Annotated in this window: 30 protein-coding genes and 1 pseudogene; 16 read left to right on the forward strand and 15 right to left on the reverse strand. The window is 42.0% G+C overall.

What is annotated here, in order from left to right:
- Window positions 1-246 precede the first annotated feature (246 nt).
- The 9 genes and pseudogenes from FRE64_RS09130 to hflX form a co-directional block, all read right to left on the reverse strand.
- Window positions 247-390, reverse strand: a pseudogene (locus FRE64_RS09130) (AAA family ATPase); the annotation flags it as partial.
- Window positions 387-2,180 carry an aspartate--tRNA ligase gene (gene aspS / locus FRE64_RS09135; RefSeq protein WP_146295758.1) on the reverse strand — a complete coding sequence of 598 codons (1,794 nt, stop codon included), beginning with the start codon at window positions 2,178-2,180 and terminating at the stop codon, window positions 387-389. The pseudogene FRE64_RS09130 and the gene aspS, both read right to left, overlap by 4 nt.
- 164 nt (window positions 2,181-2,344) lie before the next feature.
- The gene (locus FRE64_RS09140; protein WP_146295760.1) at window positions 2,345-2,743 is read right to left on the reverse strand and encodes a pepsin/retropepsin-like aspartic protease family protein; all 399 of its coding nucleotides are present in this window, start codon (window positions 2,741-2,743) and stop codon (window positions 2,345-2,347) included.
- Between the two features lies 1 nt (window position 2,744).
- The gene (locus FRE64_RS09145; protein ID WP_146295761.1) at window positions 2,745-2,999 is read right to left on the reverse strand and encodes a DUF5678 domain-containing protein; all 255 of its coding nucleotides are present in this window, start codon (window positions 2,997-2,999) and stop codon (window positions 2,745-2,747) included.
- Between the two features lie 51 nt (window positions 3,000-3,050).
- A complete protein-coding gene (locus FRE64_RS09150) occupies window positions 3,051-3,317 on the reverse strand; it encodes a hypothetical protein (protein WP_146295763.1) in 267 nt (88 codons plus the stop codon).
- The gene (gene nadB, locus FRE64_RS09155; protein WP_146295765.1) at window positions 3,314-4,945 is read right to left on the reverse strand and encodes an L-aspartate oxidase; all 1,632 of its coding nucleotides are present in this window, start codon (window positions 4,943-4,945) and stop codon (window positions 3,314-3,316) included. Before nadB ends, FRE64_RS09150 begins: the two co-directional genes overlap by 4 nt.
- A gap of 72 nt (window positions 4,946-5,017) precedes the next feature.
- Window positions 5,018-5,782: a PRC-barrel domain-containing protein gene (locus tag FRE64_RS09160; protein WP_146295767.1), complete on the reverse strand. Its 765-nt coding sequence runs from the start codon at window positions 5,780-5,782 to the stop codon at window positions 5,018-5,020.
- A gap of 206 nt (window positions 5,783-5,988) precedes the next feature.
- Complete coding sequence (locus tag FRE64_RS09165) at window positions 5,989-6,906, reverse strand: DNA adenine methylase (RefSeq protein ID WP_146295768.1); 918 nt, start codon at window positions 6,904-6,906, stop codon at window positions 5,989-5,991.
- Window positions 6,907-6,911: 5 nt separating this feature from the next.
- Window positions 6,912-8,606, reverse strand: a complete 1,695-nt coding sequence (gene hflX, locus FRE64_RS09170) for a GTPase HflX (RefSeq protein ID WP_186709053.1) — start codon at window positions 8,604-8,606, stop codon at window positions 6,912-6,914.
- A gap of 217 nt (window positions 8,607-8,823) precedes the next feature.
- Here hflX and FRE64_RS09175 point away from each other — a divergent pair, with 217 nt between their 5' ends.
- A complete protein-coding gene (locus FRE64_RS09175) occupies window positions 8,824-9,468 on the forward strand; it encodes a class I SAM-dependent methyltransferase (protein ID WP_146295771.1) in 645 nt (214 codons plus the stop codon).
- A gap of 68 nt (window positions 9,469-9,536) precedes the next feature.
- On the opposite strand, the gene FRE64_RS09180 is transcribed toward FRE64_RS09175, so the two are convergent.
- The 6 genes from FRE64_RS09180 to ndhN form a co-directional block, all read right to left on the reverse strand.
- Window positions 9,537-9,902 (reverse strand): YggT family protein, encoded by a 366-nt coding sequence (locus FRE64_RS09180; protein ID WP_146295772.1) that lies wholly within the window; start codon window positions 9,900-9,902, stop codon window positions 9,537-9,539.
- Window positions 9,903-9,939: 37 nt separating this feature from the next.
- On the reverse strand, window positions 9,940-10,467 hold the full coding sequence (locus FRE64_RS09185) for a DNA-3-methyladenine glycosylase (protein ID WP_146295774.1): 528 nt from the start codon (window positions 10,465-10,467) through the stop codon (window positions 9,940-9,942).
- Complete coding sequence (dcm, locus tag FRE64_RS09190; RefSeq protein WP_146295776.1) at window positions 10,467-11,486, reverse strand: DNA cytosine methyltransferase; 1,020 nt, start codon at window positions 11,484-11,486, stop codon at window positions 10,467-10,469. Before dcm ends, FRE64_RS09185 begins: the two co-directional genes overlap by 1 nt.
- An 89-nt stretch (window positions 11,487-11,575) precedes the next feature.
- Window positions 11,576-12,088: a rod shape-determining protein MreD gene (mreD, locus tag FRE64_RS09195; RefSeq protein WP_146295778.1), complete on the reverse strand. Its 513-nt coding sequence runs from the start codon at window positions 12,086-12,088 to the stop codon at window positions 11,576-11,578.
- 118 nt (window positions 12,089-12,206) lie between these two features.
- On the reverse strand, window positions 12,207-12,764 hold the full coding sequence (locus FRE64_RS09200; protein WP_246140426.1) for a vWA domain-containing protein: 558 nt from the start codon (window positions 12,762-12,764) through the stop codon (window positions 12,207-12,209).
- An 88-nt stretch (window positions 12,765-12,852) separates the two neighbouring features.
- Window positions 12,853-13,329 carry an NAD(P)H-quinone oxidoreductase subunit N gene (ndhN, locus tag FRE64_RS09205; RefSeq protein ID WP_146295782.1) on the reverse strand — a complete coding sequence of 159 codons (477 nt, stop codon included), beginning with the start codon at window positions 13,327-13,329 and terminating at the stop codon, window positions 12,853-12,855.
- 519 nt (window positions 13,330-13,848) lie between these two features.
- Between ndhN and rplC the strand changes: the two genes are divergently transcribed.
- The 15 genes from rplC to rplF are packed head-to-tail and all read left to right on the forward strand — an operon-like array spanning window position 13,849 to window position 21,044.
- Complete coding sequence (gene rplC / locus FRE64_RS09210; RefSeq protein ID WP_146295784.1) at window positions 13,849-14,496, forward strand: 50S ribosomal protein L3; 648 nt, start codon at window positions 13,849-13,851, stop codon at window positions 14,494-14,496.
- 40 nt (window positions 14,497-14,536) lie between these two features.
- Complete coding sequence (rplD, locus tag FRE64_RS09215) at window positions 14,537-15,169, forward strand: 50S ribosomal protein L4 (protein WP_146295786.1); 633 nt, start codon at window positions 14,537-14,539, stop codon at window positions 15,167-15,169.
- Window positions 15,159-15,464 carry a 50S ribosomal protein L23 gene (locus tag FRE64_RS09220; protein WP_146295788.1) on the forward strand — a complete coding sequence of 102 codons (306 nt, stop codon included), beginning with the start codon at window positions 15,159-15,161 and terminating at the stop codon, window positions 15,462-15,464. The genes rplD and FRE64_RS09220 overlap by 11 nt, the downstream gene beginning before the upstream one ends.
- A gap of 26 nt (window positions 15,465-15,490) precedes the next feature.
- The gene (gene rplB, locus FRE64_RS09225) at window positions 15,491-16,321 is read left to right on the forward strand and encodes a 50S ribosomal protein L2 (RefSeq protein ID WP_146295790.1); all 831 of its coding nucleotides are present in this window, start codon (window positions 15,491-15,493) and stop codon (window positions 16,319-16,321) included.
- A gap of 30 nt (window positions 16,322-16,351) precedes the next feature.
- Window positions 16,352-16,630: a 30S ribosomal protein S19 gene (gene rpsS, locus FRE64_RS09230; RefSeq protein WP_146295791.1), complete on the forward strand. Its 279-nt coding sequence runs from the start codon at window positions 16,352-16,354 to the stop codon at window positions 16,628-16,630.
- Window positions 16,631-16,655: 25 nt separating this feature from the next.
- Window positions 16,656-17,015 (forward strand): 50S ribosomal protein L22, encoded by a 360-nt coding sequence (gene rplV, locus FRE64_RS09235; protein ID WP_146295793.1) that lies wholly within the window; start codon window positions 16,656-16,658, stop codon window positions 17,013-17,015.
- Between the two features lie 6 nt (window positions 17,016-17,021).
- Complete coding sequence (gene rpsC, locus FRE64_RS09240) at window positions 17,022-17,741, forward strand: 30S ribosomal protein S3 (RefSeq protein ID WP_146295795.1); 720 nt, start codon at window positions 17,022-17,024, stop codon at window positions 17,739-17,741.
- 38 nt (window positions 17,742-17,779) lie between these two features.
- Window positions 17,780-18,190 (forward strand): 50S ribosomal protein L16, encoded by a 411-nt coding sequence (gene rplP, locus FRE64_RS09245; RefSeq protein WP_146295796.1) that lies wholly within the window; start codon window positions 17,780-17,782, stop codon window positions 18,188-18,190.
- Between the two features lie 12 nt (window positions 18,191-18,202).
- Entirely contained in the window at window positions 18,203-18,436 is a 234-nt protein-coding gene (gene rpmC / locus FRE64_RS09250) for a 50S ribosomal protein L29 (RefSeq protein WP_146295798.1), read from the forward strand.
- 10 nt (window positions 18,437-18,446) lie between these two features.
- A complete protein-coding gene (gene rpsQ, locus FRE64_RS09255; RefSeq protein WP_146295800.1) occupies window positions 18,447-18,737 on the forward strand; it encodes a 30S ribosomal protein S17 in 291 nt (96 codons plus the stop codon).
- Window positions 18,734-19,102, forward strand: coding sequence for a 50S ribosomal protein L14 (gene rplN / locus FRE64_RS09260; protein ID WP_146295801.1), 369 nt, complete (start codon window positions 18,734-18,736; stop codon window positions 19,100-19,102). The genes rpsQ and rplN overlap by 4 nt, the downstream gene beginning before the upstream one ends.
- 2 nt (window positions 19,103-19,104) lie before the next feature.
- On the forward strand, window positions 19,105-19,461 hold the full coding sequence (gene rplX, locus FRE64_RS09265) for a 50S ribosomal protein L24 (RefSeq protein WP_146295802.1): 357 nt from the start codon (window positions 19,105-19,107) through the stop codon (window positions 19,459-19,461).
- Between the two features lie 32 nt (window positions 19,462-19,493).
- On the forward strand, window positions 19,494-20,039 hold the full coding sequence (gene rplE / locus FRE64_RS09270) for a 50S ribosomal protein L5 (protein ID WP_146295803.1): 546 nt from the start codon (window positions 19,494-19,496) through the stop codon (window positions 20,037-20,039).
- 39 nt (window positions 20,040-20,078) lie between these two features.
- Window positions 20,079-20,480: a 30S ribosomal protein S8 gene (gene rpsH, locus FRE64_RS09275; RefSeq protein WP_146295804.1), complete on the forward strand. Its 402-nt coding sequence runs from the start codon at window positions 20,079-20,081 to the stop codon at window positions 20,478-20,480.
- 24 nt (window positions 20,481-20,504) lie between these two features.
- Complete coding sequence (gene rplF / locus FRE64_RS09280) at window positions 20,505-21,044, forward strand: 50S ribosomal protein L6 (protein ID WP_146295805.1); 540 nt, start codon at window positions 20,505-20,507, stop codon at window positions 21,042-21,044.
- Window positions 21,045-21,046: the final 2 nt, after the last annotated feature.

The following is a 21,046-nucleotide window of genomic DNA, read 5'->3' on the forward strand; positions in this document are numbered from 1 at the left end:
AAAATTTGCAGAGTTTATAGCAGTCCTTGATTATTTAATCATTATTGCTTAGGGGAAGCAATAGGTTAAGTTTTACAGTTTACAGAAATTAACCCACCTTCTGCACCATTAACTGTCATCCGTTTCTACTCGCTTTGCTATAGCTTAAATATTAAGGCTTTTATGAAAAAACTGAATCAATTGTTGTAACTTAATTTCCCGACTCCAAGCAGTATTTAACTATCCTTTCGGATCAAGAGGACGACAATAAGTAGCAATAGCTTCTAGAACACTTGTTTTTCCAGAATTATTTGCTCCCACTAACAAATTAATTGTTCCGAGATTAGACATTTCTAAGTTTTTTAATCCTCGGAATTGCTGAATCATCAAGTGTTCTAAATTTCTAGTCATGACTCTTCCTCGGGGTTATAAGTCGAAGCAACATATAATTCTTTTAATTGTTTTTCATCAACAAATCCAGGGGCTTCAGTTAATAGACAACTGGCTTGCTGTGTCTTTGGAAATGCAATGACATCACGAATGGAATCCTCACCAGCGAGTAACATTACCAGCCGATCTAAGCCATAGGCAATTCCGCCATGGGGTGGCGTTCCATAATCAAATGCTTCTAAAAGAAAACCAAATTTCTCTTCTGCTTCTTCTGGGGATAGTCCGATCGCGCTGAAGACTTTTTGTTGCGTTTCCCGTTCATAAATCCGCAAACTGCCTCCACCGATTTCAATGCCATTATAAACTAAATCATAGGCTTGAGCGCGAGCCGTTTTGATATCATCTAAATCGTCAGGATTTGGTGCAGTAAAGGGGTGATGTAAGGCTTCTAAACGTTTCTCGTCGGGATTCCATTCAAACATGGGGAAATCAGTTACCCACAATAAATTAATTGCCGTTTCATCAATTAAATCCAGTTCTTCTCCTAATACTTGACGTACCCGATCTAAGGATTTATTAACCGTAATAGTATCCCCTGCACCAAATAATAATAAATGCCCAGGTTCTGCGCCCGTTCGCCGTAATAATTCTTGCTTTTGTTCCTCAGTTAAATTATCTTTAATTGCGCCGATGGTGTCGATTTCCATATCCTCTCGCACCCGTACATAGGCTAATCCTTTTGCCCCTGCTGTTGCGGCTTCTTTAAATAAATCTCCACCTGGTTTAATGCGAACATTGGAGATTTTTTCATTTCCCCCTGGAATTGGTAAAACTTTCACTAAGCCACCACTTTTTACTGCTCCAGAAAATACTTTAAACCCAGAATCTTTAACAATATCAGAAACTTCCACTAATTCTAAACCAAAACGAGTATCAGGGCGATCGCTGCCATATTTCGCCATGGCTTCATTATAGGTTAAACGGGGAAAGGGACGCGGTAAATCAATCCCTTTTACAGTTTTAAAAATATGACAAATTAGCCGTTCATTGAGTTCTAAAATCTCATCTTCTGATAAGAAACTCATCTCCATATCGAGTTGAGTAAATTCTGGCTGCCGATCTGCCCGTAAATCTTCATCACGGAAACAACGGGCGATTTGATAATAACGATCAAACCCCGAAACCATTAGTAACTGCTTAAATAATTGCGGTGACTGCGGAAGGGCAAACCATTCTCCAGGATTGACACGGGAGGGAACTAAATAGTCTCTTGCGCCTTCAGGAGTAGAACGGGTAAGAATGGGGGTTTCAACTTCAGTAAAGTCTTCTTCATCTTCTAAGAAGCGACGAATGGCTTTAACGACTTGGTGACGGAGATGGAGGTTTTGGTTTAATCGATCGCGCCGCAAGTCTAAATAGCGATATTTGAGGCGAATATTCTCTCTAACCGTATCAGCTTCATCACTGGAAATCTGAAAGGGAAGCTGTTTCCGCACAGCATTAAGAACATCAATTTCATCGGCGTAAACTTCTACCTCGCCTGTGGGAATATTCGGATTAAGGGACTCTTCTGGGCGTTGACTGACTCGACCAGTAATTTTGATAACATACTCATTACGGATATTTTCTGCTTGGGGATAGGATTTGGGGGTACGTTCAGGATCACTAACCACTTGAATTGTACCCGCGCGATCGCGCACATCAAGAAAAACCACTCCCCCATGATCACGACGGCGATCCACCCAACCATATAGGGTAACTGTTTCGTTAATGTTTGAACTTCGTAAGTCTCCGCAATAGTATGTCCGCATTTTTGTTATTCGTTTATTTTCAGTGATTGACTGGAACTTGTCCACCAAGGTAGTTATCGTACCTCATTGCCATTGGAAAATGCTACATTTTAAGCTATGGGCTTCATGGACAATTACAGCATTTAAGCGCGATCGTGCAACTTGAACAGAGTCTCATCGCATTATTAGGTCAATTCTGTAAAGGTTAATAAATTTTGAGATTGAGTAAAACACACCTTAAACTGGTCAAAAACATCAGCTTTTCCTAAGATATTGAAATTAACATTTAACTGTTTAGAAAATCCAACTCGACAAGGAAACTGAAGACTTCCCAATTGAATAGGTAGCTGGTGTAAATAAATAGAAATCAAACTGCCATCTCCTACCCGTAAATATGTCCGTTGCCCTTGACGATAATCAAATCCAATATTTTCTGCAATCTCCGCTTCAAGAATTGTGTATTCAGCACCAGAATCGACATAGACTTCTATCGGATACCAAAAATTAGGGAATTTAATGCCAATGGGAATAATAGGCTGATAGCTTCCCCGAATCAATTTATAAAAAAAGCGATTAACTGTCATTTTAAATGAGTAGTTCTTGAAGATCATCGGGGTAAGGAACACGAATTGCTAAAGGCATCCAATCGCGATTTTGTTTCTGAAATGGCGCATAAACTTCTTGATAAGTATCTCCTACTGCAACCACTTCACCATCCAACACAGCAACAATTTTTCCTGGATATTTCTCAATCAGTTGGTCTAAATTTTCAGCAAGCCATTGATCATGTTTTTGTAGAATATTTGCTCCTTTTTGTACATCTTGGTGTTTAGAATTCATTATTTTTTCCTTGTGATACTAAATCAGCAATATTATAGCTTAAAGAGTTAATTAGTCTTCTTCTGGTAAATCAGAAATTTTCGTAAAGGCTTCTAGCATTACTTCTTGACGGGCTAAAACTTGATTAATTTGATGAGAGTGTTGGTAATAATTTTTCCGAACTTCATCTCTTAAATTATCAATATCTTCACTCAAGCGATCAAATCCTTCGGAAACATGACCTCCCGGTTCAATATCAACTTTTAGGGCTTTTACATCCTCATAAAGCCTTTGCATTTCCCGTTTAAGTTCATTAATTTTTTTATTGGTATCTGTCATGTTGTCCACCAAGTCTCATTTTGAATTAAAGTATGAACTTGCCACTGAGAGCGCGATCGCGGATAATCAGACCGAAAATGTCCGCCGCGACTTTCCCGACGAAATAAAGCACTTTTCAGCACTAAATATGCCACATCCAATAGATTAAACGTTTCTCCTGCACAACGCAATTGTTTTTCCGCCTCTGCATCCTTGAGTTGAATGGACTGGGGTAACATTTCCCCAAAGAAAAACTGAGTTACTTCAAAATTAGCAGTTTCCTTTCGCCATTGTTCTACTTGCGCCAACCCTTTTGCTAAATCTTCCTCATTACGAGAAATCCCAGCACTTTCCCACATTAGCACCCGTAATTCTTCCCGTAACCCCTGTAAATAAGCAAATTCCTGTTCCCAGTTTCCTGTTTCTTCTAAGGATATGGTTTCAGCAAGGGGCGTTTCTGGTAATGTTTCTACCTGCATCTCCTTAAACTGCTGTCCAAACACCAAACATTCTAATAGAGAATTACTTGCCAAACGATTTGCCCCATGAACCCCTGTATTAGCAGTTTCTCCCACTGCATATAGCCCTGAAATAGAGGTGGCACTATTGATATCTACCGCTACCCCTCCCATCCAATAATGGGCTGCTGGGGCAACTGGAATGGGCTGTGAAAATACATCAATCCCATGAGACTGACACACGTTAATGATATTAGGAAAACGGTAAGCAATGCGTTCAGGGGGAATGGGGCGTAAATCGAGATAAACCTTGTCATGAGCAGGATCATCGCTGGTTTTATGGAGATGATGATAAATCGCACGGCTGACCACATCTCGGGGGGCTAATTCCCCATTAGAATGATACTCAAATGCAAACCGATCGCCGTTTTCATCAACTAAATGCGCTCCCTCTCCTCGTACTGCTTCCGAAATTAAAAAATGTGGCGCACCAGGCTTGGTTAAAGCTGTGGGATGGAACTGAAAAAATTCGACATCTCTGAGTAACGCCCCCACTCGCCACGCTAATGCAACGCCATCTCCTGTGCTAACGGTGGGATTCGTGGTTTGCGCGAAAACTTGTCCACCGCCTCCTGTGGCTAACATGACTACTGAGGCTTTCACAGATTGAATTTTACACTTGTGTAGAAGACGAACTCCTTGGCAATGTTGAGTTTCGGAATTGATATCTAGTTGGAGAACACAGGCTTGAGGAATGACGGTGATATTCTCCCGAGTTAACACTTTTTCTGTAAGTGTATTGACAATTGCGCGTCCTGTTGTATCAGCCGCATGAAGTACACGGGGATGAGAATGAGCCGCTTCTAGGGTCATTGCTAACTCTTCCCCTTGGCGATCAAATTTTACCCCTAATTCTACTAAGGTTTTAATACTGGTGGAGGCGTTTTCCACTAGAAACCTTACTGCTTCTGGAATGCAAAGCCCTGCCCCTGCTTTCAGGGTATCCTGATAATGATTTTCAGGGGAATCCCCAGGCGCGATCGCGGCAGCTATTCCTCCTTGCGCCCAATCACTTGCGCCAATCTTTAAATCATCCTTACTGACAATCGCCACTTGCAAATGTTCAGGAAAACATAATGCTGTATAAAGCCCAGCCGCCCCTGCACCAACAATAATAATATCAAACTGCATTTGTGGGAGAATCCCTAAACCAACTGCTTAAACCAACAGTATAGCTAATCTTCTCATGATTTCGACGAGAGGTTAACGCTGGTTGGTAAGACGCTTCCAAGCCTTATCCAGTGCCTTTTTCATGCGATTTCCAGCCCGAGTTACCCAATGTTGTAAATCTTGCCATTGATCTTGGAGAAAGTCGGTTGCTTCTTGGACAGCATTTTTGTCATGTTTTCCAGAGGCACTGAGTTCATCACTGACTTGTTTAACTTTTACCCGAACCGTCTCTGGGGAATCATCGGGAGAGATTAAAGATTGGGCGCGACTCAATATCTGCTTGACCGCATTTCTTACCTGTTGGGATTTTTCACTTAAAAAGCCTTGTAATCCTTCTTTTTCAGTTTTCAGACGATCTTTGGCTTCATCTTTAATTACTACCACATCAGCATCAATGGTTTTCACGTCATCAGGAAATAGCACAGCGCGACCACCAAAAGGAGTGGCAATGTCACCGCTTAAAACATAGGCAACAATATCACCGGTTTCCCAATCAAATAAGAAATCTTCGATCCAACCTATAGGATCATGACCCCGTTGGGTACGAACTGCCATCCGATTTAGCTGACTGAGAGGATCATTAGGACTGTTTATCCCAGTAAAGGAGTAGGTTAATACACCATCTGATCCGACTGTTGCTACTTCATCTATCGGGAAATATCCCTCATCACTACTGACATAAGAAACTCGACCTGAGGAATCAACCCAAACTTCTTCAACCTTGCCATAGCCTTTAGCAGTATTACGATCCATAGTAGTCAGTCCGATCATTTGACTGCGACGAATAACATTAAGCATTCTTTCTCACCTCCTCTCGCTGTTGGTGATCTTGTCTAACTACTTTGATCTTAGAAAGAAATTTCCTTACGCCTCTAGGGGGAATTCCCTCCCAAAGAGTAAGCATGACCGAACCTACCTATTTAATAAATTAGTCATTCGTCATTGGTTTACAAACAACAAAGGACAAAGGACAAAAGTCTCAATAAGCGTGAAAACTGCTACATTTAATAATTTGTAATCAATATTTCATTAATTTGACCACGCTTACTACCTTTACTATTAATATTACGTCTGGCTTGCACTCGTTTAATTTGATAACCTTGATAAGCCTCTTCAAAGAAGGTATCATTAGGGTCTTCATTTTTGGGATCAGAATTACTTAACATCAATTTTGCCCCTTTGCGATCTAGTCGTTGAAAAAAATCTCGGAGTCTTAATTGATCTTGATCTTTAAATATTTGCGCCGAGTAAGCATTAAAATTCGAGGTTTTGCTAATGGGTCGATAGGGCGGATCAAAGTAAACGAAAGATTCCTTATTAACAAATTTTTGACACTGGCTAAAGTCTCCTCTTTGAATCTCAGTTTTTTCTAATACTTGTGCTAATAATTTTAAATTTTCTTCGTCACAAATTCTAGGGTTTTTGTATCTGCCAAAAGGAACATTAAATTCTCCCTTTGAGTTTACCCGAAAGAGTCCATTGAAACAAGTACGGTTAAGGAAAATTAGCTGAGAAGTCCTGTTTAACCAACTTTTACTATAAATATCAAAATTAATTTCTTTGCGCTGTTGATTATAATGAGAACGAATTTTATAAAAGTATTTCTTTCTCTCTTCTTCTGATAAAGTTAAATAATTGGCTTGAATTTCTTTTAAAAGAATAATTAATTCTTCTACATTTTTTTGAATGGTTTGATAGGCAAGAATTAACTCAGGATTAACATCGCAAATAAAGTATTCTGAGATGGGATAAGCACTGGCAATATATAAAAAAACTGCTCCTCCGCCGACAAAGGGTTCAATGTATCGTTTAATGAGACCTTCCTTAAGGGCTTGGGGAAAAAATGGCTCAATTTGAGTTAAGAGTTGGCTTTTTCCTCCTGCCCATTTCAGGAAAGGTTGGGCTACTTTGGCATTTGTCATTCGGATTAACAGTGGGAAATCATCATCCCGATTTTTTCTCGTAATGTTTCTAATCCTAACCGTTTTTGAGCGGAAATAAACACTGAATCAGGATAATTTTTCTTGGCTTCGGCTAAGGTATCACTATCAACTTGGTCAATTTTATTAAAGACTAATAAACTTTCTGGGGGAACTAAGGGTAGATCTGATAAGATATTGCTAACTGCTTGAATTTGGCTTTCCCACGCCTGATGAGATAAGTCAACTACGTGCAACATCGCATCGGCTTCGCTAACTTCTTCTAGGGTGGCGCGAAAAGCATCAATGAGAGAGGGGGGAAGTTCTTTAATAAACCCCACTGTATCTGTTAATAAAATTGTCTGTGAATCTCCATTGTGGGGAACGTTTAAGCGTCGAGTGGTGGGGTCAAGGGTGGCAAATAGCTGATCTTCTGCATAAATATCGGAATTTGTCAAGTTATTAAGCAGTGTGGATTTTCCAGCATTGGTATAACCAACCACAGCAACCGTGGGGACTTCCTGTTTTTGACGCTGTTGGCGCATTCGAGATCGATGGGATTGCAGTTGGTTTACTTCCTGCTGTAGTCGGGAGACACGCTTTTGAATGCGACGGCGTTCGGTTTCTAACTTGGTTTCCCCGGGGCCACGAGTTCCAATTCCACCGCCAAGGCGAGACATGGCTTCTCCTTTTCCCACAAGGCGAGGAAGAAGATACTCTAACTGGGCAAGTTCTACTTGTAATTTTCCAGCACGAGTGCGCGCTCTTTGGGCAAATATGTCTAAAATAAGTTCAGTGCGATCAATGACTCTGACCCCAATTTTTTGTTCTAAGTTTCGTGCTTGGGCAGGGGTTAAGTCTTGGTCAAAGGCGACTACACTTGCGCCTAATGTCTGTACCGCGATCGCGATTTCTTCCACTTTTCCCGCCCCAATAACGGTTTGAGGATGAGGACGACTTCTCCGTTGTTTAACCACTTCTAACACTTCCCCACCGGCGGTATCAACTAAACGGGTAACTTCTGCTAATCCATCTTGAAACTGTTGAGGAGAGATATCGGCAGTCATTAACCCGACAACCACCACCCGTTGATGAGAACTATCAACCTGTTGGGCGACATATTCCCGTTCAAATTCTTCTTCTAAGCCTTCGACTAAGTTTAAAAAATCCTGTTGCGTGAGGGCATCTAAACTTAAGGGAGGCGAAACCGTCCAATGTAACCCCTCCTCGCGATTGGGATCAGTTTCTGGGGTAAGATGGGCTAAGTAAGCAGATTCTACATAACCAGTTGCGCCACCGCCACGGCGTTGAAACCCACTCCCAGTTAGAGTAAGGGTAACAAGGAGATCAAGGCGTTGTAACACCATTGCTGTTAGGCTGGGCTGTTTAGGCGGTTCAGACTTTAAAGAAGTGGTAATACACCGAATCCCCGATAACCGTTTTGCGCCATAACGAGGGAGTTCTAAGGGAGGAATTTGGGTATCTCTTGGGTTTCCCACTCCCACACGAATCACTTGTCCGCGACGGTTAATATAAACGGAAACCGATTGATTAATGTCAGTGCTAATGGCGGCTAATCGCTGGGCAAATTCAGGCGTGGTTGCGCGATCGCGCGGTTGCCCCTGATGATACAGCCGTTTCAGTTGCTTAATCTCACTGGCTTTTAGTCCTTTTAAGTTACCGTAGATCGTTTCGATAGAGATTCCTCTCCTGTTAACTCTTCCTAACCCTATTTTAGTGAAAATGTTTGTGAGTCTCTTGACCTTTAATCCAACTTTCTAGGAATACGGAAACACATTGTATAGTCATTCCAAATAAAAACCTACCGTAACCTAAGTTTTTGAAAATGGTATGGACACACAATCATTAAAAGTTTTTTACGGTACACTGAAAACTGTAAAGAAATGTTAAGTGACTTCTATGCTATTACAGCCACAACAACGAGAAAAGCTAGATCCGAGTCAAGATGACAACTTTTATGCAGTTCCCCGTTTCGTTACTCATGTTGATGAGTCATTTATTGATCAGCTAACGAACCTGTATCGAGAGAGACTTAAACCTAATACTCGCATTTTAGACATGATGAGTAGTTGGGTTTCTCATCTTCCTGATGATCTGAAATTTTCTCATGTGGAAGGGCATGGAATGAATGAAGAAGAATTAGCCCATAATCCGCGCTTAGATCATTATATTATCCAAAACCTAAATGAAAATACCAAACTCCCCTTTCGTGATCAAGAATTTGATGCAGTCTTAAATGCGGTTTCTATTCAATATTTACAGTATCCGGAAACTGTCTTTGCAGAAATTTATCGCATCCTAAAACCAGGCGGAATTGTGATTATTAGCTTTTCTAATCGGATGTTTTATCAAAAAGCGATTTCTGCCTGGCGAGAGGCAAGTGATGCTATGCGTATAGAATTAGTAAAACGCTATTTTCGGTCTGTTAATGGCTTTAGTGAACCCGAAGTAATTCAAAAACAGCCCTCTACCCCTGCAATTATGCAAATGTTAGGGATGGGTGGTAGTGATCCTTTTTATGCAGTGCTAGCTTTCCGTAGTTAGGTTTTTATTTCATTTAAGAAATATGAGTAACTTCTAGCCAGTATTTAACCTTAAATCTGTTAGCTTTACTATTGCAAAGTTAAAGGCTCGGAAAGACTATAGATAAAGTTAGCAAATAGATTTTCTGGATTTGCTCCCGTTATTAATAGAATAAACCTTAGCCCTAATAATGTCTCCAAAGCAACTACTAAGTAAGCAATTGTTTGAGTTGATTTTCGGATCAGAGTTAACCTTTGGGCTTTTGCTAATTCTCTTTCTTCCTCTCTTAAGCGTTGGGCTTCTGCTTGTCGTTGTTGCACTTTTTTAGCATCAGCTTGATAGGATCCGTAGGCATACTGGGTTTCCATCTCATCTTTATACTGACTTTCATCATTGTCATGGGGACGATTATAGTCTTCTCCTCCTCTATACTTAGGGTCATTATATTCAGGCATAATAATTGCTTTTATATTTAATAACGATAGATATTATTCATCTTAAAACAAATCTCAAGGGTTTATCGCGCCATTGCCCAGCATATTTACTCAATCCAATTCGGGGAGTAACGACAATATCTGAGTTTTTAACTGTAACGCCACTATCAAGAAACCAAATATTATTTTCTGGTTCAGGAATTTTGCCATTGAGGCTTTTCTCAATTTGTAAGAATTTTGTTAATTTTCCCGGCCCATTAATTTTTCCTGCACCACGAATTAAAACTGCTGCTGGAATTTCAGGTTGATCACAAACTACATTTAACATTAAATGAACGCCATAGCAGAGATAAATATAAAAATATCCTCCTAAAGCAAACATAATTTCATTACTAGGCGTGCGCCTTTTTGCCCCATGATTGGCTAAATCTTTAACGCCATCATAGGCTTCTACTTCCTGAATAAATAGGGTAGTCGTTGTTCCATCAGCATATTGTCTAACTAACTGTTTTCCTAATAATTTTGGGGCAACAATACTAGCAGAGCGTTGAAAAAATGTTGAAGGAAGAATGGAAGAAGAGGTCATTAGCTATACTTTAGGACTTTTGTTAAAGAGTAATAAATTTGTTGCGCGATCGCGCTAATAACTGGAACTGCTACAGAATTTCCTAATTGACGATACATTTGAGTCCGCGAAATGGGAAAAATAAACGAATCAGGAAACCCCATAATTGCTTTACATTCTCGTTCTGTCAATAATCGGATTCCTGTCTCACCATCGCGAACAAATGTTCCTGTTAAACGCTGAATTTTATGATAAGTTGAAACTAACGTTTTTACCTTTACCTTAGAATTTTTATCGACAATTTGCGGCTTCCCATCATCTTTTTTAAACAAATAAGTCTTTTGCAAATGTTCCGATATCGAATATCCCGAAATCCCTTCCTCTAAAAAATTATTAATAAATACTTCATTTGGTTCACCCTTAGGAAAATCAAACTCAATTCGTTTTTTTAGATAATCTCGCTTAAACCCAACCAGATAAATTCGTTCTCGTCGCTGAGGTAAATTAAAATCACCTGCATCTAAAATCTGATAACGGACATCATAATTTAACTCATCTAGTGTTTTCAGAATAATAGAGAATGTTTTACCGTTTTGATGTGTCACTAACCCCGGAACATTTTCTAATAAAAACGAGATCGGCTGTTTTGCTTCTAAAATTTTAGCAATAGCATAAAATAACGTGCCTTGAGTTTCATGTAAAAATCCTTGTCGCCTACCGATGCTACTAAATGGCTGACAGGGAAAACCAGCTAAAAGTAGATCATGATCTGGAATATCTTGAGGAGAAATAGCATTAATATCGCCTTGGGGAACTTCCTTAAAATTGGCATAATATGTTTTTTGGGCGTGACTATCCCATTCCGAAGAAAAAACACATTTGCTATGAGGAGAAGAAAATCCCAGTCTCATTCCCCCAATTCCTGCAAATAAATCAATAAATCGAAACTTATTGCGAATGATGTAAGGGGGTTTAGGAGAAGAATAAATGGGGTTAATCGTTTCTAGTAGTTCAGGAATATTTGCAGTAGAGTTAGCCATATTTTGATCCAATTTTTGGAAAGTATTATTACACCTAATCAATTAAGTTTGTCCTTTGTCCTTCGTCCTTTATAAACCAATGACTAATTCTACTCTTCTGTTTCTAAGTAATGCCAACAGTAATTTAAAGGATAATAAATCACTGGGGCCCATAAACTACTCAATAATGCCGAAACAATAGCAATTTGTTGATGTTGAGTCCAAATAGGAATTAAACGAGAGAAATCAAGAATTGTATATTGAATAGCGGTTAACGTTTCTGCTAAAACCGCCATTGCAAAAACAATTAACGCAATGGAAATAAAATCTTCTTGAATATACTTATCTTTATCAATGCGCCCCGTTAAAAAGCCAATAATGGCTAAACTAAAAACATGAGAAGGGCTTGACAGCACCATTCCATCTTGAATTAATCCTGCCGCTAATCCAGCGATCGCGCCTTGCCAAGGTTGACGTTTAATGCCCCAAGCCACGACCCAAATTAATAGCCAATGTGGGCCCAACCCCAATAAAACTGTTCCCGGTAAGCGACTTGGCAACAGTAAAGCACAAAGTAATAAAGAACCAATTGTGAGAAAACAATTTAGAATATAACGTGGCACAAAAGGAAAGAATAATAACTTTACAGAGGCTATTAGCTACTTATTTAGTTCATTATCCAGATAATAATTCAATTTTCTCCTGATAACAAACAATAAATAACCAATAACCCATAACGATTTAATCAGTAATCGCTCTTAATAACACTTCCGATAACGAACTATTTCCCATATCTTTCATCGTAATCGTATCAACAATATCAAATTTTGCTCCAGCATCAAGTAACTGATCATCTAACGCCTTCAGATACTCCGTTACCTTCGGATCATCCCCAACTTGAATGAGAGAAATGCCAATTTCATCCTCCCGATCTAAGCGGCGAGACGTTTCAATAATTAGACGAATAACCCCCTTGCGATCTTCGGGTTCACCATCAGTAATAATTAAAAAAGTTTCCCCATTGGGCTTGGTTTTTCCTGCTGTTTTCCGTTGAAAATAGTTTTCGATCGCGTCTTCTAACACTTCAAATAAATTGGTTTTCCCCATCGGATCATTTTCAGCATAAATTTGAGTAACTTTATCGGAAGTCACTTGATCATAACGCCGAAATCGACTGGAAAATAAATAAACCGTAATCCCATCAGGATCAAACTCTTCACACTTCTTCGCTAAAGCATAAGTTGATTCTTGGGCAGCTTCCCAGCGAGACTTTCCCCCTTCTTGATCTTGAGTGGACATACTCTGACTTTTATCGATCAGGAGAGTATAGTCTCGATTTTCAATGAGATCCTTATCCTGTGCCACAACTTTAACCTCCGTACTCCGACTAAGCTGCTTCCAATACTGATGATAAAGGAGTCCAACGAAAAGCGTGATCGCCGCCTAACTCCACAACAATTCTCACTCTCGGTTCAATTTCATTAAACTTTGCCAAATAAGCTAACTCTTGGTTAGACAAAACAAACCCTTCAATTAACCAAATCACTAGCCCTTTTTTATTCTCAGGTAAAATTGCTAACTGGGAATCCACAAGCGGGGGTAAAAAGTAAACATCTCCTACCGCCGCATTTTGACCAATATTTTTCTTTCCTAAGTGAGGATGACGCACCCCATGGATTCCCTTTAAGTAAGATGCAGGATCCCCTAAGCCTTTTGCCGAGAGATGGTAAGTCACATAACCTTTAGCCCGTAAGCGACGCTGATAGCGCCCCTCAAATCCCCCTTCTAGTGGGGCATACACAGCAACCGCCCCTGATTGTTCTAAATCCCGAATAAACTTATTTCCAGTGGTTAGTAATGGCATAATTAACGTTAAGTTTTACAAATATTCCTCAAACCTTATTGTGGCACAATCTCAGCACGGACAAAAATCAACTTTGATCTTGCACAACCCCTAAAAATTTGATATGCTTTATGATTGTGACTCAAAAATTGATTAAGAAATAGTCTGCCGAGTTAACCAACTCTGGCTCAACCTTAACAAACTAAGGAAGCCAGTTCGGGTAAGAAGCAAGTGGCTATCTCACCTCAGCAGGCAGTTTTGTCTTGTTGTCTCGTCGGGAAACTGAAGAAGCCCCTTACTGTTTTCTTCAAGTCTTGACGGGAAAAAACAACCAAGACAGTTGTATTTCTCAATCACTCTGGTGGCACTTTAGCATAACTCTAACTTGAAAATGAGGAAGAGAGCTAAGTGTCAAGCAAGGGTGTAAGTAAATCAAATTCCGAGCTTGAGTAAGGTTAACCAACAACTAACGCTCAAGTCGCTTAAGGCGAATCATGTTTTTGAGGAAACATCATCTGATTTAAGATAAGGGGGTTACCTGTGTCTGTTGGTTTAATGGGTCGAAAATTGGGGATGACTCAAATTTTTGACCAAGAACAAGGAACTGCAATTCCTGTAACAGTGATTGAAGTCGGTCCCTGTACCGTCACTCAAGTTAAGACACCTAACACTGATGGCTATAGTGCCATTCAAGTTGGGTATAGAGAGACAAAAGAGAAAGCATTAACGAAACCAGAATTGGGACACTTGAAAAAAGCTGAAGCCCCAAACCTTCGTCACTTAAAAGAATATCGCGTAGATGATACCAGTAACTACCAGTTAGGGCAATCATTAACCGCCGAAGACATCTTTAGTGAGGGTCAGTTAGTTGATGTTAGGGGAACCAGTATTGGTCGTGGCTTTGCTGGCTACCAAAAGCGCCATAAATTTGCTCGGGGCCCCAGAACTCACGGCTCTAAAAATTACCGCTCTCCCGGTTCAATTGGGCCAGGAACAACGCCCGGGCGAGTTTATCCCGGAAGTCGCATGGCAGGACGAATGGGGGGTAAAACCGTTACCATTCGTAAGCTGAAAGTGATGAAAGTAGATAACGAAAAAAATGTGATTCTGGTTAAAGGATCAATCCCTGGGAAATCTGGCGGTTTACTAAGCATTACAGCTAGTAATTTAGTTGGTGCGACCGCTTAGTAACATCGTTCACACATCTAACAGGTTATGAGAAAAAATTATGGTTAATTGTGTCGTTAAAAATTGGCAAGGAGAAGAGGTAGGAGAAGCTACTCTCAACCTAAAAGTTGCCAATCCTGAAAATGCCGAACATATTGTTCATCGGGCAGTGGTTCGCCAAACTACCAATGCCCGTCAAGGCAGTGCTTCTACCAAAACTCGTGCGGAAGTGCGAGGCGGTGGTCGTAAACCCTGGCGACAAAAAGGAACAGGGCGCGCTCGTGCTGGATCGAGTCGTTCTCCTTTATGGCGAGGCGGTGGTGTCATTTTTGGCCCCAAACCTCGCAATTTTAGTCTCAAAATGAATCGTAAAGAACGGCGTTTGGCCCTGAGAACTGCTCTGGCAAGCCGTGGAGAAGATTTACTGGCAGTGGAGTCATTTGCCTCTCAACTGGAACAACCCAAAACCAAAGAATTAGCACAAGCCATGGAGCGTTGGGGAATTACGCCCGGGGTAAAAGTGCTGATGATCTTGGAGGAAGTACCAGAAACGGTTTATCTCTCCGCCCGTAATTTACCCAATGTTAAATTAATGCGAGCCAATAGCTTAAATGTTTATGACATTTTAGCCGCAGACAAAATTATTACCACCCCCAACGCAATGGAAACCATCCAGGAGGTGTATGGTGACTGAACAAAAAGAGCGCGATTTAATTGATTTAATCCGCAAACCAATTATTACTGAAAAGGCAACGATTCTCTTAGAAGAGAATAAGTATGTCTTTGATGTGGAGAAAAAGGCCACGAAACCTGACATTAAAAAGGCAATCGAAACCTTATTTGATGTCAAGGTAACTAAGGTTAATGTACAGAATCTTCCTCGGAAAAAACGACGGATGGGCAGATATATGGGGACAAAACCTCAATATAAACGTGCCATCGTTACCTTAGCTGAGGAAGACAGCATTACCCTCTTCCCTGAAGTTTAATCGAGCTATCGCCAATATTATTTAATATGAGTATTCGCTCCTATCGACCCTATACCCCAGGGACTAGACAAGCAACAGTGTCAGACTTTGCCGAAATTACTCGGTCTGAACCTGAAAAGTCCCTAACCAAATATAAACATCGTCAGAAAGGACGCAATAATCGGGGTGTCATTACCAGCCGTCGTCGTGGCGGTGGTCATAAACGTCGTTATCGCCAAATTGACTTTCGGCGGAATAAGCATAATATTCCTGCAAAAGTTGCCGCGATCGAATATGACCCCAATCGTAATGCCCGAATTGCCCTTCTACATTATCAAGACGGCGAAAAACGTTACATTCTCTGGCCAGCAGGACTAAATGTGGGGGATCACATTATTTCTGGGGAAAATGCTCCCTTTGAAATTGGCAATGCCCTTCCAGTTGGAAAAATTCCTTTAGGCACAGAAGTTCACAACATTGAACTGGTGGCAGGGAAAGGCGGTCAAATTGTTCGCGCTGCTGGAACCGCGGCTCAAGTCGTTGCCAAAGAAAAAGGCTATGTCAGTCTCAAGCTGCCCTCTCGGGAAGTGCGGATGGTGCGAGAAGAATGTTTAGCCACCATTGGTCGTGTCGGTAACTCCGAACATCGTAACTTAACCCTTGGGAAAGCTGGCCGATCGCGCCATTTAGGACGCAGACCGAAAGTCCGAGGCAGTGTCATGAACCCCGTGGATCACCCCCATGGCGGTGGAGAAGGTCGCGCCCCCATTGGTCGTCCGAGTCCTTTAACTCCTTGGGGTAAACCCACCTTAGGGGCAAAAACTCGCAAGAAGAAGAAAACGAGCAATAAACTAATTGTGCGTCGTCGTTCTAAATAATCTATTGCCAAATTAAAGGAGGGAAAAACTATGGGTCGCTCACTGAAAAAAGGCCCCTATGTTGACGATAAGCTGCTCAAAAAAATTGAGAAGCTAAACGCCACTGACAAAAAAGAGGTCATTAAAACTTGGAAACGGGCTTCCACCATCATTCCGCAAATGGTGGGACATACCATCGCCGTTTATAACGGTCGCCAGCACGTTCCCGTTTTCGTTAGTGACCAAATGGTCGGACATAAACTAGGGGAATTTGCCCCCACGCGCACCTTTAAGGGACACGCCAAAGGTGATAAAAAAGCGCGGAGATAAATAAGGATTTCGAGAGGAAATAATTATGGCTGTTGATACAACCACAGAAACCAAAGCGATCGCGCGTTACATCCGAATGTCTCCCCATAAAGTGCGACGGGTACTCGATCAAATTCGCGGTCGGTCTTACCGAGAAGCATTAATCATCCTTGAATTTATGCCCTATCGCGCCTGTGACCCCGTTTTAAAGGTGTTGCGTTCTGCGGCTGCCAATGCCGAACATAACGAAGGGCTCGATCGCGCAAACCTTGTCATTAGCCAAGCCTATGCGGATCAAGGGCCAGCATTAAGACGATTTCGTCCCCGCGCCCAAGGTCGAGCGTATCAAATTCGCAAACCCACCTGTCACATCACCATCGCCGTCGCCACTACTGTAGAAAACTAAAACACTATGGGACAAAAAATTCATCCAACTGGGTTTCGACTGGGAATTACCAAAGAGCATCTTTCCTGCTGGTATGCCGACTCCAAGCGTTACCCTGAACTCTTACAAGAAGACTACAAAATCCGTAACTACATCGACAAAACCCTGAATAACGCTGGCATCTCTGCCACTCGCATTGAGCGTAAAGCCGATCAAATCAGCTTACAAATTCACACTGCCCGTCCGGGGGTCGTGGTCGGTCGTGGCGGTAGTGGCATTGAATCCCTCCGTGTGGGGTTACAACAACTCCTCGGGGGCAATCGCCAAATTAGCATCAACGTTAACGAAGTTGATCGCGTCGATGCTGATGCCGTCTTAATTGGTGAATACATCGCCCAGCAACTAGAACGACGAGTCTCCTTCCGTCGCGTAGTGCGCCAAGCGGTTCAAAGAGCGCAACGAGCCGAAGTGAAAGGGATCAAAATCCAAATTAGCGGTCGGCTCAACGGGGCAGAAATTGCTCGTACTGAATGGACTCGGGAAGGACGAGTTCCCCTGCATACCCTACGTGCCGACATTGACTATGCCTATCGCATGGCAGACACTGCCTATGGCATCTTAGGGGTCAAAGTTTGGATCTTCAAAGGTGAAATTCTCCCCGAAGATCAAGAACAAGCCCCTGCTGAGACAGCCCCCCGTCGGTCTTCTCGTCGCCAGAAATTTGAAGACCGTTCTGGCGAAAATTAGTCATTGGCTTACAAATAACAATAACCAAGAACAAACCTATGCTTAGTCCTAAACGTACAAAATTCCGAAAACAGCAAAGAGGAAGAATGAAAGGGCTATCTCACCGGGGTAACACCATTAACTTTGGTGATTATGCCCTGCAAGCCACTGAACCCTCTTGGATTAACTCCCGACAAATTGAAGCTGCCCGTCGTGCCATGAACCGTTATCTCCGTCGGGGCGGTAAAATCTGGATTCGCATTTTTCCTGATAAGCCTATCACCATGCGAGCCGCCGAAACTCGTATGGGGTCAGGGAAAGGAAATCCCGAATACTGGGTAGCCGTCGTTAAGCCGGGGCGCATCATGTTTGAAATTGGTGGCGTTAACCAAGAGGTAGCCCAAGAAGCCATGCGTCTGGCAGCGCAAAAACTTCCGATTAAAACCAAATTCTTGGTTCGTGAGGAATAATAAGGAGGAACTATGCCCTTACCAAAAATTGCTGATGCTCGGGCTTTAAGCGATGAAGAACTCGCCCAAGAAATTGTCAACGCCAAACGGGAACTGTTTAATCTACGGTTCAAACAGGGAACTCGACAAGAGGGAGAAGCCAAACCGCATGAATTTAAGCATCTTAAACATCGGATTGCCCAATTGTTAACCGTTGAGCGAGAAAGAGAACTCGCCAAAGCAAAAGAAGGTACTAACGAGGAATAAATAAACCACTATGACAACTAAAGAGCGTATTGGCGTTGTCGTCAGTAATAAAATGCAAAAAACCGTCGTGGTTGCCGTAGAAAACCGCGCTCCTAGCCGTAAATACGGTAAAACTGTCGTCACCACCAAACGGTATAAAGTTCACGATGAAAACAACGATTGCAATGAAGGCGATCGCGTTCGGATTCGTGAAACTCGACCCCTTTCCAAACAAAAACGCTGGGAAGTTGCTTCCATTATTGAATCAGCCAGCGGTCAAAAAGCCCCAGAACCTATTTCATCAGAAACTGAACAATCATGATTCAACAAGAAACTGTCCTGAAAGTTGCCGACAATAGTGGCGCTCGTAAAATTCAATGCCTGCGTGTGATGCGAGCAGGTAACGCTCCTTACGCCCGTATTGGGGATGTCATCATTGGCGTGGTCAAAGATGCACTCCCGAATATGCAAGTTAAAAAATCCGATATTATTCGCGCGGTTATCGTTCGCACCCGTTATCCAGAAACTCGGGATAGTGGCATGACCATTCGCTTTGACGACAATGCCGCTGTTATTATCAACGCGGACAATAACCCCAGAGGAACACGGGTTTTTGGGCCCGTAGCGCGAGAACTCAGAGATAAAAACTTTACGAAAATCGTCTCTCTAGCACCGGAGGTGTTATAAAGATGCCGAAGAAAAATCGCACTCAAACCCTTCCCAAACGATACAAAATGCACGTCAAAAAAGGCGATACCGTGCAAGTAATCTCGGGAAAAGATAAGGGAAAAGTCGGGGAAATTCAACGAGTAATTCCCCAAGAATCCCGAGTCGTGGTGGAAGGTGTTAATGTTCGCACCAAGCACGTTAAACCTCGCCAAGAAGGAGAACAAGGGCAAATTATTACCTTTGAAGCCCCTATTCATAGCTCCAACGTGATGCTTTATTCCAATAAAGAATCTTGCGCCTCTCGCGTTAGTTATACCTACACCGAAGACGGACGCAAGGTGAGAATGTTGAAGAAAACTGGCGAAATTATTGATTAGTTCTCAGTGATGGGAATTTCAATGGAAATACTATGACACAACGACTAAAAACCACCTATATCGAAACCATTGCTCCCCAACTCAAACAAGAGTTTGGTTATAGCAATCCCCATCAAATCCCGAAAGTGGAAAAAGTAACCATTAATCGCGGATTAGGGGAAGCCTCACAAAATGCCAAAGCTCTTGAATCTTCCATGAGCGAAATTGCAACAATTACAGGACAAAAGCCTGTTGTCACTCGTGCTAAAAAAGCGATCGCGGGCTTTAAAGTTCGTGAAGGAATGCCAGTGGGTGTGATGGTGACTTTGCGCGGTCAACGGATGTATGCCTTCTTAGATCGTCTCATTAACGTTGCGCTCCCCCGAATTCGTGACTTTCGTGGGATTAGTTCTCGCAGCTTTGATGGACGTGGGAACTACAACTTAGGCTTACGCGAGCAAATCCTTTTCCCTGAAATTAACTATGACAGTATTGATCAAGTGCGGGGAATGGATATTGCCATCATCACAACTGCTAAAACCGATGAAGAAGGTCGTGCCCTGCTGAGAGCAATGGGAATGCCCTTCCGAGAAAACTAACCAGTGTGTACTTTACAGCAGGAGGGAAAACAGCAACTAATGGCCTCGACAGACACAATTTCTGATATGCTCACCCGAATCCGCAATGCTTGCATGGTGCAACATGAAACCACCGTTGTGCCTTATAACAAAATGAATCGCAACATTGCCAAAGTTCTCAAAGAAGAAGGATTCATTGAAAACTACGAAGAAGTGGGTGAAGGACTAAAAAAACAAGTTTTAATTTCGTTGCGCTATCAAGGTCGCAACCGCAAACCGATTATTAAAAAACTCACTCGCGTCAGCCGTCCCGGTTTAAGGGTGTATTCCAATCATAAAGAATTACCACGGGTTCTCGGTGGGATTGGGGTTGCCATTATCTCCACCTCTAGCGGTATTATGACCGATCGCGAGGCGCGTAAACGAGGAATCGGCGGCGAAATTCTCTGTTACGTCTGGTAAATTAAGCAAGGAGTAATCTGAACTATGTCACGGATTGGTAAATTACCGATTCCAGTTCCCGACAAGGTAGAAATCACCATTGACGACCAAGTGATCAAGGTGAAAGGGCCAAAAGGAGAACTAGAGCAAACCATACCTAACTTCGTCACCATTACCCAAGAAGAGGGTCAAATTTTAGTCAATCGGGTCAACGACTCTCGCAAAGCCCGAGAACGCCATGGCTTGGCAAGAACCCTCATTGCCAATATGGTGCATGGAGTCTCCCAAGGCTTTGAACAACGCCTACAAATTCAAGGGGTGGGCTATCGCGCCCAAATGCAAGGACGTAACCTGATCTTAAATGTGGGTTACAGTCATCCCGTTGAAATTACGCCACCAGAAGGGCTTCAAGTAGCCGTAGAAAAAAATACAGAAATTATTATTAGTGGGATCAACAAAGAACTGGTTGGTAACTTAACCGCAAAAATTCGAGCCATTCGTCCCCCAGAACCCTATAAAGGGAAAGGCATTCGCTATTTGGGAGAACAAGTTCGACAAAAAGCGGGTAAAGCAGGGAAGAAATAATC

Origin of the sequence: Euhalothece natronophila Z-M001 (assembly GCF_007904085.1) — a bacterium.
Taxonomy (GTDB): Bacteria; Cyanobacteriota; Cyanobacteriia; order Cyanobacteriales; family Rubidibacteraceae; genus Halothece; species Halothece natronophila.

Coding starts and splice junctions, on each gene's coding strand:
- rplF (WP_146295805.1), top strand. CDS start 20,505: ATGTCACGGATTGGTAAATTACCGATTCCAGTTCCCGACAAGGTAGAA.
- FRE64_RS09140 (WP_146295760.1), bottom strand. CDS start 2,743: ATGACAGTTAATCGCTTTTTTTATAAATTGATTCGGGGAAGCTATCAG.
- rpsS (WP_146295791.1), top strand. CDS start 16,352: ATGGGTCGCTCACTGAAAAAAGGCCCCTATGTTGACGATAAGCTGCTC.
- rpsH (WP_146295804.1), top strand. CDS start 20,079: ATGGCCTCGACAGACACAATTTCTGATATGCTCACCCGAATCCGCAAT.
- rpmC (WP_146295798.1), top strand. CDS start 18,203: ATGCCCTTACCAAAAATTGCTGATGCTCGGGCTTTAAGCGATGAAGAA.
- rplN (WP_146295801.1), top strand. CDS start 18,734: ATGATTCAACAAGAAACTGTCCTGAAAGTTGCCGACAATAGTGGCGCT.
- FRE64_RS09200 (WP_246140426.1), bottom strand. CDS start 12,764: ATGTCCACTCAAGATCAAGAAGGGGGAAAGTCTCGCTGGGAAGCTGCC.
- dcm (WP_146295776.1), bottom strand. CDS start 11,486: ATGGCTAACTCTACTGCAAATATTCCTGAACTACTAGAAACGATTAAC.
- FRE64_RS09220 (WP_146295788.1), top strand. CDS start 15,159: ATGGTGACTGAACAAAAAGAGCGCGATTTAATTGATTTAATCCGCAAA.
- FRE64_RS09180 (WP_146295772.1), bottom strand. CDS start 9,902: ATGCCTGAATATAATGACCCTAAGTATAGAGGAGGAGAAGACTATAAT.
- FRE64_RS09160 (WP_146295767.1), bottom strand. CDS start 5,782: ATGCTTAATGTTATTCGTCGCAGTCAAATGATCGGACTGACTACTATG.
- rplB (WP_146295790.1), top strand. CDS start 15,491: ATGAGTATTCGCTCCTATCGACCCTATACCCCAGGGACTAGACAAGCA.
- FRE64_RS09185 (WP_146295774.1), bottom strand. CDS start 10,467: ATGACCTCTTCTTCCATTCTTCCTTCAACATTTTTTCAACGCTCTGCT.
- FRE64_RS09165 (WP_146295768.1), bottom strand. CDS start 6,906: ATGACAAATGCCAAAGTAGCCCAACCTTTCCTGAAATGGGCAGGAGGA.
- aspS (WP_146295758.1), bottom strand. CDS start 2,180: ATGCGGACATACTATTGCGGAGACTTACGAAGTTCAAACATTAACGAA.
- ndhN (WP_146295782.1), bottom strand. CDS start 13,329: ATGCCATTACTAACCACTGGAAATAAGTTTATTCGGGATTTAGAACAA.
- rplE (WP_146295803.1), top strand. CDS start 19,494: ATGACACAACGACTAAAAACCACCTATATCGAAACCATTGCTCCCCAA.
- FRE64_RS09175 (WP_146295771.1), top strand. CDS start 8,824: ATGCTATTACAGCCACAACAACGAGAAAAGCTAGATCCGAGTCAAGAT.
- rpsQ (WP_146295800.1), top strand. CDS start 18,447: ATGACAACTAAAGAGCGTATTGGCGTTGTCGTCAGTAATAAAATGCAA.
- rplD (WP_146295786.1), top strand. CDS start 14,537: ATGGTTAATTGTGTCGTTAAAAATTGGCAAGGAGAAGAGGTAGGAGAA.
- FRE64_RS09145 (WP_146295761.1), bottom strand. CDS start 2,999: ATGAATTCTAAACACCAAGATGTACAAAAAGGAGCAAATATTCTACAA.
- FRE64_RS09150 (WP_146295763.1), bottom strand. CDS start 3,317: ATGACAGATACCAATAAAAAAATTAATGAACTTAAACGGGAAATGCAA.
- rpsC (WP_146295795.1), top strand. CDS start 17,022: ATGGGACAAAAAATTCATCCAACTGGGTTTCGACTGGGAATTACCAAA.
- rplV (WP_146295793.1), top strand. CDS start 16,656: ATGGCTGTTGATACAACCACAGAAACCAAAGCGATCGCGCGTTACATC.
- rplP (WP_146295796.1), top strand. CDS start 17,780: ATGCTTAGTCCTAAACGTACAAAATTCCGAAAACAGCAAAGAGGAAGA.
- nadB (WP_146295765.1), bottom strand. CDS start 4,945: ATGCAGTTTGATATTATTATTGTTGGTGCAGGGGCGGCTGGGCTTTAT.
- rplX (WP_146295802.1), top strand. CDS start 19,105: ATGCCGAAGAAAAATCGCACTCAAACCCTTCCCAAACGATACAAAATG.